Origin of the sequence: uncultured Bacteroides sp., assembly GCF_905207245.1 — a bacterium.
In the GTDB taxonomy this organism is placed as follows: domain Bacteria; phylum Bacteroidota; class Bacteroidia; order Bacteroidales; family Bacteroidaceae; genus Bacteroides.
On the sequence record NZ_CAJLKP010000079.1, the window covers coordinates 12379 to 28641 of the forward strand.

The 16263-nt window shown below is 43.3% G+C and carries 11 protein-coding genes; 2 read left to right on the plus strand and 9 right to left on the minus strand.

Annotated elements, in window-relative coordinates; all coding sequences use genetic code 11:
* Positions 1-306 precede the first annotated feature (306 nt).
* Complete coding sequence (locus QZ135_RS19720) at positions 307-759, minus strand: DUF4469 domain-containing protein (protein WP_294613345.1); 453 nt, start codon at positions 757-759, stop codon at positions 307-309.
* Positions 760-1017: 258 nt separating this feature from the next.
* Between QZ135_RS19720 and QZ135_RS19725 the strand changes: the two genes are divergently transcribed.
* A complete protein-coding gene (locus tag QZ135_RS19725) occupies positions 1018-1977 on the plus strand; it encodes a hypothetical protein (protein WP_294613348.1) in 960 nt (319 codons plus the stop codon).
* A gap of 241 nt (positions 1978-2218) precedes the next feature.
* A complete protein-coding gene (locus QZ135_RS19730) occupies positions 2219-3181 on the plus strand; it encodes a hypothetical protein (protein ID WP_294613351.1) in 963 nt (320 codons plus the stop codon).
* An 81-nt stretch (positions 3182-3262) separates the two neighbouring features.
* Here QZ135_RS19730 and QZ135_RS19735 read toward each other — a convergent pair whose 3' ends face one another.
* The 8 genes from QZ135_RS19735 to QZ135_RS19770 all read right to left on the minus strand — a co-directional run.
* Positions 3263-6493: a fimbrial protein gene (locus QZ135_RS19735; RefSeq protein WP_294613354.1), complete on the minus strand. Its 3231-nt coding sequence runs from the start codon at positions 6491-6493 to the stop codon at positions 3263-3265.
* A gap of 39 nt (positions 6494-6532) precedes the next feature.
* Entirely contained in the window at positions 6533-8146 is a 1614-nt protein-coding gene (locus QZ135_RS19740; protein ID WP_294613357.1) for a fimbrillin family protein, read from the minus strand.
* Positions 8147-8190: 44 nt separating this feature from the next.
* Positions 8191-9294, minus strand: coding sequence for a hypothetical protein (locus tag QZ135_RS19745; RefSeq protein WP_294613360.1), 1104 nt, complete (start codon positions 9292-9294; stop codon positions 8191-8193).
* Between the two features lie 2 nt (positions 9295-9296).
* Positions 9297-10295 carry a FimB/Mfa2 family fimbrial subunit gene (locus QZ135_RS19750; protein WP_294613362.1) on the minus strand — a complete coding sequence of 333 codons (999 nt, stop codon included), beginning with the start codon at positions 10293-10295 and terminating at the stop codon, positions 9297-9299.
* Between the two features lie 272 nt (positions 10296-10567).
* Complete coding sequence (locus QZ135_RS19755) at positions 10568-12265, minus strand: Mfa1 family fimbria major subunit (RefSeq protein ID WP_294613366.1); 1698 nt, start codon at positions 12263-12265, stop codon at positions 10568-10570.
* Positions 12266-12350: 85 nt separating this feature from the next.
* Positions 12351-13865, minus strand: coding sequence for a DUF3868 domain-containing protein (locus QZ135_RS19760; protein WP_294613369.1), 1515 nt, complete (start codon positions 13863-13865; stop codon positions 12351-12353).
* A gap of 8 nt (positions 13866-13873) precedes the next feature.
* A complete protein-coding gene (locus QZ135_RS19765; RefSeq protein WP_294613371.1) occupies positions 13874-14443 on the minus strand; it encodes a DUF3575 domain-containing protein in 570 nt (189 codons plus the stop codon).
* Between the two features lie 844 nt (positions 14444-15287).
* A partial coding sequence (locus QZ135_RS19770; protein WP_294613374.1) for a glycoside hydrolase family 3 C-terminal domain-containing protein occupies positions 15288-16263 on the minus strand: 976 nt, incomplete at its 5' end.

Here is a 16263-nt window from a genome sequence, read left to right on the forward strand (position 1 = left end):
TAATAAGTTTCAAATCAACCCTATACGGCTATAACTGGTGTATTACAAGAGGTACGGGGCATTACATCTTCCCTGTAAGAAGGTATGTGGGTACCCCTAGAAAAGGAAGAGTAAGCCCGTACCAAGAACTGATACAGGCTACGCTCGTCCGATTTCTAGATAAAACTCCCACATTTTACTTACACCGGAAGAGGACATATATGTATACGCAATACTATATGTCACTTGTTCACCTGCAAAGATACGTTTTTTTCATATTCAATAACAAAATGCCTTTATGTTTTTTACTTCCGGCTTAAAAAAACATCAAATTAACTCGCTACAACTCCTCCTTGCAAGGAGGGCTGTATATCTTTCGTCGAGCACTCTCCATGACACCGGCAAGGTATAGGTGAAATCCACCTTCCCTCCTGTATGAATCATCATAACCGGGGAATATTCTCCCGGCTCCAAATTAGGCAGGATTACCAACACCTCTGTGTCGGTATACTTAAACACTCTTTTAACATGTATCAATGTGCCCTTATCGGAGACGGGAGAAAGACCCAGGTATATGGTTCCAAGTGAAGATAAGCACAGATTCTCACCTGTGATTACGACAGGAGCATTCGGAGTAATGGTTCCGTCACGCATGCCTGTCAGCGGATCGTACACATCATTGATAACAGGTACGTTCTTTCCGAAAAGCATCGGAAATTCATTCTTTTCCTGCTTCCTGTGATGCAACTCAGCCACTATTTTTTTCTTATCTTTCATCATATAATATCCATCAATTAGTTAGTAATAACAGTCTATCAAACTGCTTCACAAAATTACATCACAACGCATACACTTCCGTGCCAGTAATAAGAAATATCGGCCAATCCGTCTTTCTATATATGGCTGTGCAAGGTTTATCAAACACAATTTTCGAAAATACCCCCCATTCAAAAAAGAAATGTTACGATTATCGAAACAAGTAGCCTCCCAAAACTGTTAAATGGATAATAGACAAACCTCTAACTCAGACAAAAGATTATGATAACAAACGAGTTAAACACAGGATTAGTTAATGCCGTCAGAGAGAAACTCCCATCCAAAGAAAATCTTGCCAATACTTTAATGGACATTCTTTATATAGGCAAAGAAGCTATTTACCGCCGGCTACGGGGCGAAGTACCCTTCACACTGGCCGAAGCAGCCGTTATATCCCGTAAACTGGGTATATCGCTGGATAAGATGATAGGCGTGAGCTTCCGCGACAATGCCGTTTTCGACATGAACATAGTGGATAGCAGCCAGCCGCTCGAAACCTACTACTCCATCTTGGAAAAGCAGGTGGAGCTATTCCGGAAAGTGAAAGAAGAAGAGAACTCGGAAATCGGGACTTCATCCAACATTATTCCGCTAACCCTCTCATTGAACTATAATATGCTTTCCAAATTCCGGCTATTCAAATGGATGTATCAGAATGAAAACATAAAATGCAGGCATTTTAAAGAAATGGAAATTCCGCAGAAGATAGTAGATAAACAAAAAGAATATGCCAGTGCGGTAGCCCATATCCGTTCCGTAGATTACATCTGGGATAATATGATCTTCAGCCATCTGGTGAATGACATCCAGTACTTCTGCGACGTACACCTCATATCCGATGAAGACAAGAACCTCCTGAAGGAGGAACTACTCTTGGTAGTAGACGACCTGGAAGAGTTGGCTGCCCGGGGAAAAAGCAAAACGGGCAACGACATTAATATCTACATTTCGAATATCAACTTCGAGGCTACCTACAGTTATCTGGAAACCGACACAATACAGCTCAGTCTGATCCGGATATATTCCATCAACTCCATCACCACGCAAGATAGCGAAATGTTCCGGGGGCTGAAGGAATGGATTCAGTCATTGAAGAAATTCTCCACGCTGATATCGGAAAGTGGCGAGATGCAGCGCATCCAGTTCTTCAAGCAACAGCGAGAAATTATCGATGCACTATAGCTCCTTTTTTCCGAATTCTGAAATTTTTCAAAGGATAAGTGCCTTATTTCGAAAACAGATAGAACTCCTATCTGTTTTTTTTCATCCTCCAACTATTTACCTTCGCATTCTTTTCAATCAGAAAAGACTCTCGTTTTCACCACATGATTTCAATCACAAAAGTTCCGTTAACAAGCTCTATATTTGTATATGTCACAAATTCGTCCTATGACATTTGATTATTAACAAAAAAGAAAAGGCTATGACCAAAAATTACATTGTAAAAGAGTTGATTAACGAAATGAAAGAAAGAATTCCCCCAGGGCAGAACTTAGCCAATTATCTGACAGATACATTATATATGGGGAAAGAGGCCGTCTACCGCAGATTGCGGGGGGAAGTCGCATTCACCTTTGATGAAATAGCCGTAATTTCCCATAATCTGGGTATTTCCATCGACCAGATTATCGGAAACCATCTATCCAACCGGGTCACTTTCGATGTGAATCTTCTGCATTCACCCAATTTATATGAAAGTTATCATGAAATAGTAGAGCGTTACCTGCGAATCTTCAATTCCATGAAAGGAGACAGCGTCACTGAAGTGTATTCTGCAACCAATACAATTCCTTTTACCTTTTACTCGGCCTATGAGTATCTGTCCAAGTTCCGCCTGTGCCGGTGGATTTACCAGAATGGGAAAGTGAAGACTCCCAATTCTCTGAGCGACATGCATGTGCCCGACAAAATAGTCGCTTCTCACAAGAAATTGAGCGAAGGATTAAAGAGAGCCGGAAAAACCTACTTTATATGGGACAGCAACGTATTCAGTTCTTTTGTAAAAGAGATTAAGTATTTTGCCGGATTGAATCTGATATCTACGCCAGACGTCATGTATCTGAAGAACGAACTGCAACAGCTACTTATCGACCTGGAACATTTATCAGTGAAAGGAGAGTATAGCAATGGACATGAATTGTACATTTACCTGTCGAACATTGATTTTGAAGCGACTTATACCTATGTTGCCAATAAGGATTACCAAATTAGCCTTTTCAGGGTATATTCCATCAATTCCATGGATTCGCAAAGCCCGCAAATCTGTGAAATACAGAAGAACTGGATACAGTCGTTGAGAAGACATTCTACGCTGATTTCAGGTAGCGGGGAGGCGCAAAGGATTGCGTTTATCGAGAAACAAAGAAGTATTATTGAGACGTTATAGAAAAAAGGAACACCGAAGTAGTATAAAAATAAGTTGTATCAGGATGCTTTTGAAAAGTATCTGATACAACTCATTCAGGTTTTAATCTACAACAGACCGCACACAGCGATAGCTGGGCCAGGTCGCTGTTCCCGGATCGGTCCATGCACTAAATTCATTACGACTACGGGCTGACTCCCAATTATATCCTACTAACCAATAAGTATTGTCTCGTGCAGTCAATGCCCAGTGCATGGCAGCAATTTTTTGAAAATCAGTTCCCCAGTCTGCCGAAGCACCAAATCCTTGATTATCGAGACTAAGTTTAGTTCCTCCCAAACTACCAATCATATACATTTCGCGCTGGGTAGGCAGACGCCATCCGGCCCCTATGCTCTCACATGCCGCCTTTGCTTCTGCCCAACTCTTACCGTTGAGACTGGTGTTTCCTATCAGAAGTTTCGGAGCAATCTTATTCATTCCATTACTCGTATCAGGAGTATCACCCGAAGCAAACAGTAGCGTAGGATCTACTCCTCCATCCGCATCGCGGGAGACGATAGTAACTCCTGAAGAAGCTACCGAGAGATAGGGATACTTTTTCCCGCTATTTTTATTATCTCTCACACAACGAAAATAATTAGTGGCAGACCCTGATTTCGGGTATCCCGCTCCAAAGTCGAGCTCAAAATATGCACCTGTACTTCCTTCGGAATAATACGAGGACGACCAATAATTACCTGTCCAATTCTGATACCATCCGTATATATTCTGCCCATATGCTTCACTGCTTCCCAACGCATTACCACCCAACGCATCTACATAGGCAAATGACAGCAACAATTCACTTGCAGTAGGCAGACGCCAGCCATCACCTATATTATTACATATAGTTTCCGCATCAGAAATACTCGCCACACGTCCCTTGTTTTGACCACTCGTAACCAGGAGCCGATTGTCATGCCTGATAGGGTAAAGGTAAAAAAGAGGGCTTCCGGCAGTTGTATAAGATTTTGTTTCAGATACCATCTGAAGGTCAATCGTGCGATAAAATGGAAAATATTCATTCGCTACAGTATGCATCACATTCTTAAATGTTATTCTTATCGTTCCGCTTTTTCCTTCCTTCCATTTTCCGGGATGGAGCTTCAGTCTGAAGTCATATCCACGGTTTACCACATCGTTAGCCTTACCATCATCATCATTATCTACTACAGACCCCTGATACATCTTCGACTCCGCATTCGTTCTGCCCGCAATTATATCATTATCCGCATCGGTTCGGATTAATCCGCTTCCGTCATCACCGACAACATTCAATTCTTCAATACTCTCAATTTCCCAGTTATTATTGACAAACAACTGCAAATATTGCTCCGCCCCTAAATGAACTTTATAGGTGCGGCTATTGTCAACAGTGGGGTAATACCGGAATGAGAACTGCAGTTCGCCCTGATTGATTGGCAAAGTAGTAGAACCAATATAACTGCCATCCTTATCATAGAGATAGAAATTGAATATATCCCAACGCCACCACCAGCCAGAGGTACTTGCACTGGTGCCATCGCCCGCAAGCCTCGGATTGGGATGCACTGTAAACGCTTGCACCTTTTCAGTGAATGACTTCCTGCTGTCTCTGTACAATTGTGGAATAAGACCATCTGCAGGATACTGAATCGTGGACAGATCCTCAGATCCAAAAAGCTGGACATTGATTTTATCCACAGAAAACATCACATACACCGTCTGTGGCTCGATAGGCAATTCATCTCCATCAGGATTTCTGATAGGGAAGAAAAGGCCATTTTCCAACACATTCCCATATGCATCTACAAATTTGATGATTCCCGGGTCTATCACTCCCTGCGTCACTTGAATATCGTAAGTTAACCGACCCGCTGTCAGCGTAACCGTTGCCGTACGGGTCATTCCCGTAATTCCGTTATTAAAATAAGGAATCCTCAATAGAAGTTGCGTGTCTGCATTCGCAGCCCCTGAGGCCTCGGCCATTCCACCTGTGAAACCAAGCCAATCATTACCTTCCGTAACAGTAGCCTTCCAGCCGCCGGGATTGTCAGTAAAAACATTGATAGCGTAACCATTATTCTGATGTTGCGTCACACTGACCTCCGATTCACCCACACCAAGCATATACTGCCCATTGTAAACCACATCCTTGACCATATCCCGGTCATAATGTATCAACCGGAACTTAAGATTGGACATGACTGTATAAGATGCCAATGCCTCCCTGAAACTTTCATAGCCAATGCCCGAAGCTTCCGTTACGGTGATGATGTATTTATAGTTTCGCTTCAAAGACAGATATTCAACTTCCTCTCCTATCTTTCCGGTTTTTGTGAAATCCACGCGGTAAAAAGTGGATTTACCATTACCAATCTTTCCCTTCACAATCAGGCAAACAGCATCCTTGCGGCTCGAAGCTCCGTCTTGCCCCACACCGTCGGCATCCACTGCAGCAGGTGCTTCGAATGTATAAATCTCCCCGTTGTAGGGTGTGTTTCCATCCACGGAATAAAGGATTGCCTCCCCTTCCCCCATCTTCTTGCCACCGTCAGCCGGAAGGTTCGTAGCATCCGGAGCCAGGTCGATAACCTTTCCGGCTGCATCCCATGCTGGGGCAATATATCCTATGGTATTGTAATTGGCCAGATAAACTTCTTCTACTGTGAAGTTAGATGCAGAATTACGGATATCAATACGCGCCAGCATACGTTTCATATTGATGCCGGTTATCGGGTTCATCGAAGGAGCTATTTTCGCTATTTCCTTTTCACCGTACATAGGAATCCGTGTGTAACCACCAGTCGTCGAACCGTTTGCCGTCCATTTGCCGGTGTGGGTATGGAGCAGTGCTTCCATCGCCTCAACTTTAGTGGTTTCCCCCTTCTTGAATTCCGACGCAATACCGTCAAGTTCCCTATTTGCCACAACCACGATGCATGTCGATTCAGTAGTAGGATAAAGTACGGCAGAGAAATTCACAGTAGAGTTATTATTTGCCAAATCCTGTGTAACTCCCGTGCCACGGACCCATTCCAAAAATACCGCAGGTGTTTTTGACGCATCAAATACAAGGACATCTACAGTCTTTATTTCGTCTTCTTTCTTGGCTGCCTCCGCTCCGGCCATTGTGCGCGAAGTCACCGACGGAATATCCACATCAGGAACCGTCAAGGTGAATTGTACCCCATTCCCTGTTTGGGGAGGCATTGGTTCAAAGTCTTCTTGTACACATCCGGTAAACCCCATCAATGCCAACAAAGCCAATAAAAGCAAAATCGTTCTGAATATTGAAGTCCTATATTGCATATTTTTATTTCCTTTCTTAATCTATTTCTATATCCTCCATTAGGGTACAGTCAATGTTACTGTCATAGGGGGATTATCACCATTCGTATTGTTTAATGTCAGCGTGGCCGTCTTATCGGATATTGCGTTAGCCTTGAAGTAGAAAAAAACCGTACCACCGCTCGAACCGTGTGCTTCTATCATGGTCTCACGGTTAAGCAAGATATCATCCGGATCATTCACACCGGTTATTTCCCACTCCCACCAGCCAGGACTACCTGAAGTAAAAACGATCTTGCGACGTTGCATGATTCCGGTCCCTGCATCACTGCTATCCAGTTGTACATCATAATTCATCCATATTCCGTCTCCGCCCCATTGCTGAAGAGCCACCTGATGATGCAGATTACCTGCATTAATATAGCATCTTGTCCACCGTTCGGTTCCTACTCCCGAATCAAACTCAGGCATCACAACACTAACATTATAAGTATACACTCCTTCTGAAAAGGACGTTTGAGTCATGTTGACCGTTACCCACGATTCCATACCATTCTTATCCAGCAATGCACCCGCCGGATAGCCTGTATCCGGATTTGCATCATAATTTGTTTTCACCTCTATATCAACAGTAGCAGCATTACGGGCTGTCTGCACCTTGGTCTGCGACAACTTAAGATAGTACTGTTTGTCGAAAATCACATTTACCGGACTCTCGTCCCACTCAAGGGGAGTGGCTGACAGTTGATAGGTCTCGTTTGATATCGTAAGGTTATAGTTGATATACTCTCCTGACTCCCACGAGTGTGGATTAGCATCGAGAATATCCTTGAGCAGGAATTCCCGTTCACCAAAATTGGTAGTAATAACAATCTTGGCCGTAGCAGGAAAGTCATCGGCATCAGTGGGTAACATAAGAAACGTGTCCCCCATCAGAACGGCTTCTTCGGTCACCGTGTTGTTGTCGGCGAGAGTAGAAGAAATGTTCCCCGTCGTGATACCGTTCCACACGAAATCAGGCTTGTTATGTTCGGTAGTGGTAGCCGGTATATTGGGAATAGTAAGTTTCCCGCTTTTCCCCACATTTTGGAACTCTATCTTTTCGATGGTTACCACATCGGGCACCGGGTCTACCTTTTTAAACGTGAAGGTAACCTTGGTCAGCGTGTGGTAGAAATGTATGCTCACCCCTTCGCTCCATGCAGGTTCCGATATAGCAGCCAGCACATCAACATGGTTGGCGGCATCGGTGTTTGCCGTATAATTCAGCACCATTTGCCCTGGATTGGAGAAGTTCGCAGTGAGTGCATCGGGTCCACTGTAGGGATACCACGAGAAGAACTTCATACTGGCACCCAGTAGTGCCGGCCAGTATTGTTCGGGCGATATGGTTGCCGTGAGGTCGGGATTCACCACGGCACTTGCATTGAAGTATTGTTCCGGAGTGGATGAGGCAGGCGTCAAAGAGGCAAAAAAGCCGAATGTCTCCCCTTTCAGATCGGTATTTGAAGAGATAACCATACCACGAGTTCCGGCATTTCCACCTTCTCCGATACGTTGCACGACAATCAACTTCCCACACGGCATCATCTCTTCGCCGATACACGAAAAGAGAATGAACGGAAGGATAGCCGCCATTACAGTCATCTTGATAGTATTTCTAAACTTTATCATCGTAATTTCTTTTCCGACATAAACAAAACATCCAGTGAAATGTATTATAAATCCATATTCAAATCGATGTTTTTTACATCACCCCAGTCTTCCACCGTTATCGTCAATATCTGAATACCGATTTTCCCTACCCGGGCCGTTATCTGATACACATTATTCCTCCGTATTTCCGTAAAAGGTTGTGCTACCGGGGTTCCTTTATCATCAACCTTTGTTATTGTCTCTATCACCTTCCCTGTTACTCCGGTAACATCCGGAGGTCCCTTCAGGATGTTGGTCATGCTGACGGCCAACCGGTCGGAATAGTCCGGTCTGAACGTGCGCTCGGCAACATAGAACGAACTGAGCAGTTTCCGGTTCTTAGCTCCGGTGGCAGACGAATATGCCCACATTTCCGAGGTTGCCGCCGTCCAGGTTTCCGTTAATAAATCGCTTTGTGATACGTTATCCTTCACTTTTCCATAATTTTTCGAAGGCTCAGTATTATCGCGCGTACCATTTGCCTCGTTTCCCATCACAAAATAACTGTCATGCGAGAGGTTATGCAAAGTGACACTGGTGCTACCGGCAGTATATCCGGTCATCGCTCCACCATCTATGGCTTCGAGAAATATATCTACCCGGGCCACGGCACGTTCGATAACCATTTCTACTTTTTGGGTTTCATCAGGTGCTATAGATATATCCCGAATCACTCCTGTCATGGGCATACCAGTCGTAGAAATTATCTGCCCGTCATTGTTCAGTATATCAGCAATATCATAGACCATATCTTGCAACGTCCAAAGACTGGCAATACCATTGAGTTTGCTCGTGAGACTCTGTGGTTCGTTGGCAATAACTACGACCAGAATATCATTGCTGGAAGTCACTTCGAGAAGCTGCGCATCTATATCGGTAGCTGTTCCCGGAGTACTCAACAGGATGTGCTTATTCACATCCAGCCTCACACCACCGGGCGTGCTGCCGAATACGATAAACCGCATGGAGTTTATCTCCTCCTGTTGATCCACCTCACCGTTGTTCACCAAGTTGATGCTAAGTTGTGCCCGGGTAAGGGCAGGCAACTCGTCAGTCGCATCTCTGCTGCATGAGAACAAAAGGATTGTGGATACCAGACAAATAATATGTAATAGTCTTTTTCTCATTCTTAAATTTCAATCCCATGAAGCCAGTAAATCCAAGTGCCCACAACAAGTCCGATCTGGATAAATTCTCCTCCTCCGGGCTTCTCGGTGACAGTGAACATCAGGTTCCATTCGCTCTGGCGGTCAAGGTATTCCTGAAAAGGAAGTTCTGTTCCGTCATGACGGGAAGTCGGTCGGGCAATACTCAGCAACTTCATCAGGTCGTAGCTCCATATTTTGGCTCCGGTATCCGCATTCTTTATAATGAACTGGTAATCCCATCCGTCCCTGTTGAACAAGCGCATGGTGTTGAGACGTGCGGATACAAACACGTCGGAAATTTCTCCCTGACCTGTATAATGAGGCACGTAATGAACCGGTCCTTGGTGTGTAGGTTCGTTCTCCCAAGAATAGGTTGCACTTTCCGGTGCCTGAATTTCAAATGTATATTGTGTTCCGTTCTTTTGGCCTTCTCCATACTTCATCAATGCGATATTGAACCGATTGGTGTTGCGTATCAGATTCACCCGGTAGACCTTGTGGTCGGTATTGGATGGCAAATGGTCCACCTCCACCACACCGCTAAAATAGAGATGCTGGAACTCGAAGTCTACAATATCCGATGCACGCTTCAGGGCTACAGTTAGTTGTCGGAGGGTTGTTGTTCCCGGAACCAATTCACGCCCTGCATTGTCCAAAGCATGGAAGTTGTCGGACAAACTACCAACGGTCAACACTTTGTAGTTTCCGAAATCGAGTTCATTGGTCAACGACATACGGTTGCCGCCAATCAGTGCGGTAGCCTCGGCTCTTTTGGAAAAGAGCAGTTTGTCATCGCTGCCGAACACGAATACGTCCACCGATTTCACCTGTGGGTTGAATGCGTCCGCATATTCCATATTATAGTCGAATGCAAATTCCAGCCAAAGTTCACACCGGGGCAAGTCTTCGCGTATAGTGTCACACGAGGCCATACACAGCATCGAGGCGATGATAAGGAACAGCTTAGTTTTTCCGAACATATCTTTTCTCTTTTTAGGGGGCAGCATTGTTTAACTGCCGTTTATATTGTCAGAGGAGATGTTTAATGACCTCCGGTTACTTTCACTTTTAGGGGCGCTTCTCTATTCATACTATTTAGAGTGCGCAAGGGGGTTCAGTGCTGTTTTTGGGAAGCCTGTCACCGGCTCGTTTTTTACTCTTATCGGCGGCCAGTACCGCGCAAAATGTTCTATAAAGAAAAAGACAGGGTAGGCAGTCCGCACTACCCTGTTCTTTTTATAAAAAAAGTATATTAAATTTCAAAATTGGTTTGCCAATATACCCACGGAGCAACTTTAATCTCGAAGTGGAGATAAGCCCCCAGCTTGTCGATGTCTTCTTCCTCCTCCGGATCTTCAGGACCATCACCAGGATACCACGGTGTACCGTTTCCATTTACTTTCGTCAATGTCAACGTGTAGTAGTTATTACGCACTACACCATATTTTCCATACTCCATATGATCGTTAGCTGCGTTATCATGACGAATCTCATAGTAGTAATAGTTGAGACTATTTTGGTACCAGTAGATACAGCCATCTTCTTTAGTCAATTCACCACCGTTTGCACTAATATTGTCAAGAATATCTTGAGTAAGAGCTGCAAAGCTACCCGGATCAGCAACACCAAGTGCAGTTTTTACCTGTGTATAGAACTTATCGCATGCATTCACCAGGAGTTTCTCCAAAGCGGTTCTAGCATCTTCATTTTTGGCAGCAGCAGGTGCGTAAGCATCCTTCAATTTAGTAAAGTTCTTAAAGTTTATAGAGTTAGTACCATTGGAAAGGCGATACCAGTCATCACCTAAAGTAAAATCGGCATCATCCTTCCAAGGTGCATACTTGCCTTTAATCACCAAACGCGTGGCGGCACCAAATTTCTGATAGTCTTTAGCCATTGTATTTTCGATACAATATCTGTAATTCTCACCCGCAACCGAACTTTCACTAACCCAATCTACTTTAGGTTCACGACTTGCATCAAGTACATTCTTTATAATGCCTGTCAGGTATTCGGTGCCGCTGTTTTTTGTAAAGTTCGGGTCAACCGTGTAGAAGTTACTCTTGTAGAACCCGGTAGTATGGGATGATCTTGTCTTTGTCTTCTGTGCAAAAGGAAATAACAAAGAGTTGTAATAATCAATAGTCCAGTTTCCGAACTCAAACTGACCAAGAGAATTACCAGTACCTTCTTCAAAAGGTCCGATTTCCAACACATTGAGCATAACCTCCATTTTAGATGCAAGACGCTCTATATCCAATTGAGCCGGTTTACTTTTTGCCGCATTTAAGGCTTCCTGTTCGGTTTTATAGTCACTGGCTTTAAAGATGTTGCCCGATACATCGAGTAAGCAGTCTGCCTTCCATGCATGGTTATTAGGATCTAAATCGCTATCATCATAGAAACCGGCATTAATCATTGCGCAACCATTGGCGTGCACCACCTCATCTACAAGATAAGAATTATTAGCTTCACCGCTCTTTGTAGTTACTGTTATCAGAGCGTTGATATCATTAAACGTTGCACCATCCGCAATGTTATCCAGACGTGCCTGCAGCACAGTTCCCGGATTGGCAACCACAAGTAAATACTGGGTATCCGTACTTACCTTAACCGGAGTGTTCGGAGTAGTAATTCCAGCATTTGTTCCAAATTCAGTTGTTCCCAGCACAGTAGCATACTTAAGTGCATCTGCGTCTTTGACTACTACTTTACTTGCGTTAAACGTAATCACATACAGTTCTTTAATTGCACTTTCTTCCGGCAAAGACGGTTGCTCGCCAGAGGCACGTGTTCCCGGTGTTTTAGGATTAGTCAGACTGATTGACACATAAGCTACATCATAACCTTTTGTCACCCCGCCATCAGAATCATCATCGAGATCATTTGAACAACTTGCCAATGCCGCAATGGCCAGCAACGACACTAAAATTGATTTAATCTTTAGCATAATACAAACATTTTATTAGAAATTAATAGATATATTTATTCTCTTTGTTACAGCTCAGTTAGTGCTGCTTTATTTATTACTGATTTTATTTATTCTTCTTCTCAATTTCGGCAGCATTAACCTTCTTTTTAGCTAATTCTTCCAGATTTTCCTTGGCTGCACCCAGCCCTGACTGCACTGCAGCCTTCAAATACTTCTCCGACGATTCATAATCTCCTTTCATTAATGATAATACTCCCATTGCATTGTTATATTCAGGTAGACAGTCATCCGACTTCACCCTTTCCAAATAGCGTTCCGCAGAAATCAGGTCATTGCGTGAAAGAGCTGCGGTAGCCGCATTCATATTAGCTATTTCACTTTCCGGATAAAGGCGGACTGCTGTCTCAAAAATATCGATAAACTCCTGTGAACCCTTCGGATAGGTATTAGCCACCATAAACATCTCGTTCAAACTCAGATTTTGCGGACGTTTCTTTATCACTTCCTTCGCCTCTTCCAAATTGAAGTTTCTGACATCATAGCTCACCTTACAGATAGCTACGCGCAGACTTGGAAATAATTCCTTCAACATAAGCCGATAGGGCACACCACCACGAAGCTGCATCAACTTCGTTTCCCTTCCTTTTTCAATAGGAACATTCGTGATGATATCCAAAACCTCTTCTTTATAATCCATCTCAAACGTATCCAGTGCCTTCACCAATCCATCCCAGTTTTCACCACCGAATATGATATAGTATTGATTACGCGGGAAATCATACCGGGCAGCCAGATAGTTGCGCAATGCCATAGCACGCCCTTCGGATAAACGTTTGTTTGCAGCCAACGTTCCTTCGGGAGAAGCATAACCTATGATATCCAGACGCTTCACATTTATATTAGCATCAGACTTCAGGTCATCAATCATCGCACGGATTTTTGCCAATTCCTGAGGATTGTTCATGTATTCAGGACGAATATCCACCTTGTTCACCTCAAAGTCCAGAAAACATTCCGCCTGTATATCACGACTCTTTATCTCCTCTACTTTAGGCTCCACATACGAAAGATGAGGAGTCACCACATACGGCACCAGCATACGTTCGAGCGTAACCTTATCAAAAGTATGCTCCACATTCATCAGCGCGCTTTCGCCACAACCACACTCATCGCGCTGCACATTCAATCCGGCATCTGCCATCCAAGGCTCATACGGCAATGTATATCTGTAATGGATAACCCCACTTTTCTTCTTCTGATTTTTCTCTATCAGATAAGGTGCCTTATAGTTTTTCTTCGCTTTAGCACTCATCACTGCCAGTCTGCGTTCATAAACCAGATACTCGTTCTTTCCTTTGATGGAAACCCGTGGAAGCTCGTAAGTAGTGGTAGGAGAAACTAACTGCGGGATAAGGTCTATCCCATGCGCCGGTTTCACCTTCACATCTTTCATCAGGATATCGAAATCTATATGGACAGTTTCTCCCAATTGCTCCAATCGCACAGGTACTATAGTGATGGCTCCTTCATAAGAACGATCCTGAGCTATGGCTCTGTTCGTATTCAGGCACAAGACAACCAGCACCAACACGATAAATGACATATTTCTTTTCATCATTCTCATTTCTATTTAATTACGTAAATAAGTGATACACTCGCTTTGGTAGGTCCCACATAATTCTTATTGGTATCTTTCAGTTTGGTGCCACACGTTGCACAAGGATACTTCTCATATACGATGCGTGCATACCCCAGCCCAAGGGAAGCCTCAATGCTCCAGCGCTTTCGTAATATCCATGAGTACCCTATCGAAATGCCACCTCCATACAGGTGTCCCTGATAACGCATATTCTGCATATTCTCACTGATAAGCGGCCAGTCGGGCAACCCACCCACATTGAAGTCAGCATAGTGAGCATGCAAGCCAATGAACGTACGGTTGAAACTTTCGCAAAACCAGTAACGAAGTTCCGGTTGTATGCCCCAGTGCTTCAGCCGAGTCTCATCAAATTTCCATGGATTATAATTGACCGGAATATCCAGCGTCCACTTACGTGCCAAAGCTACTTCCAAGCCAAGATTCATAGTAGTAGTGGCATCATAAAGAAGATTACTTTTTACAGCAATCTTCTGAGCCTTACTTTCGGCTGACAATAATCCCAATATGAATAATATGCATACTAGTATTTTCTTCATTCAATTCTCATTTTTATTTTAAAATCACTCCATCGGCCAAGCCCGTGTTCCAGCCCGGAACGAACCGAAAATAGCCTAAAATCTCAGTATGCAAATATCGGAGTAATAAGGGAGACAGTAAATTGTATCTATTTCTGTTATAGGCACTAAAAAAGTCAGGAGACTACTATTTAAGTGATTGTTCAGCAGCATAGTTGCCAAAACAAGAAAAAGAAGGTTTTTAGAAATAGCATTTTCAATATACGAATATTAAAAAGACTATTGTTTCAATATTCGAAACTTTCGAGAGAAATAAAATCAAATTATTTAATATATGAAAAGATAATAGATTAACATTATATACAAGTTATATAAATTACAATATACAAGTTTACTATTCAAATATGCCCTACACATACTTCTGATAGGGATTAAAAGGAATAAACGCAAAACTTTAGAAGAAACAATTTTGTACTAATTACTACATTATATACTTTGTATTCTTACCTTTATTATAAAAAGAAGATAGGGCGCTAACCTTATGGTCACCACCCTATCGTTCTACTCTATCCTCGATAATAATGCGAATCAGTAGTTGAAATTAACTCCTTCTTACGCAGATTTGAATGAAATGATATACTGAGTATCTGTCATTCTGAGCGTAGTCGAAGAATCTCTTCCCCTACTGTATAGCGCAGCCTTATGCCAAGAGAGTAGATCCTTCGACTACGCTCAGGATGACGGATAGTACTGCTAATCACTAAACGCTAATCACTTTTACTCCTTTTTTATACAGTTATAAATCTGTTTCAACTCCTGATTCGCATTAATAACTAATGAAAAGAAGAATCTTCTTTCAGCACGTCTATTTTAATTCAAAAGGTACTACACCTTTTATATCCGCCGCCGAAGCGGCAATAATCGCTTCGAACTTGCCCGGTTCAGCTATCCAAGCATGCTGAGAATCGTCAAAGTAACTCAAAGCCTCTTTATCTATGGTAAACGTAACTTCCTTCTCTTCGCCCGGAGCAAGTTTCACTTTCTTGAAACCTTTCAGTTCTTTGACAGGACGAGGCAAAGAAGATTTCTTATCGCTGATATACAACTGTACAACTTCCTGACCCTCGCGGTCACCTGTATTCTTTATAGTTACGGTAAAGGTTATCTGATCAGCAGCAGACATCACTTTCTTGTCAGCGGCAGGTTTGCCATACGTAAAGGTCGTATAAGATAATCCGTGTCCGAAAGGGAACAACGGTTTCACTTTCTTCTGTTTGTCTGCCCAGCGATAACCCACGAAGATACCTTCGTTGTATTTCATATCCACCACTTTTTTACTTCGGTCAGCAAAGTATTCGCCCACACTATGAGCCGGAACATCTTCCAAGCGGGCAGGGAAAGTGAAAGGCAGTTTTCCGGAAGGATTGACATCCCCCATCAATACGGCGGCAAGGGAGTTTCCGGCTTCGGAACCCAGGAACCAAGCTTGCAATACGGAAGGAACTTCTGCAATCCAGGGCATTGCCACAGCATTACCGGAAACATTCACTACAATCAGGTTCTTATTGGCTTTTGCCAGAGCAGAGATGACATCGTCCTGTGCATAAGGCAAGGCAAGTCCTTTACGGTCGGAATCTTCGCAATCTTGATTGTTGCTCTTATTCAGTCCGCCAATGAAGATAACATAATCGGCATCTGTGGCCACTTTAACGGCTTCGGCTATCAGTTCTTCGGGTGTACGGTCGTCCTTTAGATTCTGTCCCGTTACCACACCATTATATTCGCCTGTTGCATCACCCACATAGCCACGGGCATAAACAACTTCCGTCTGATTCCCTACA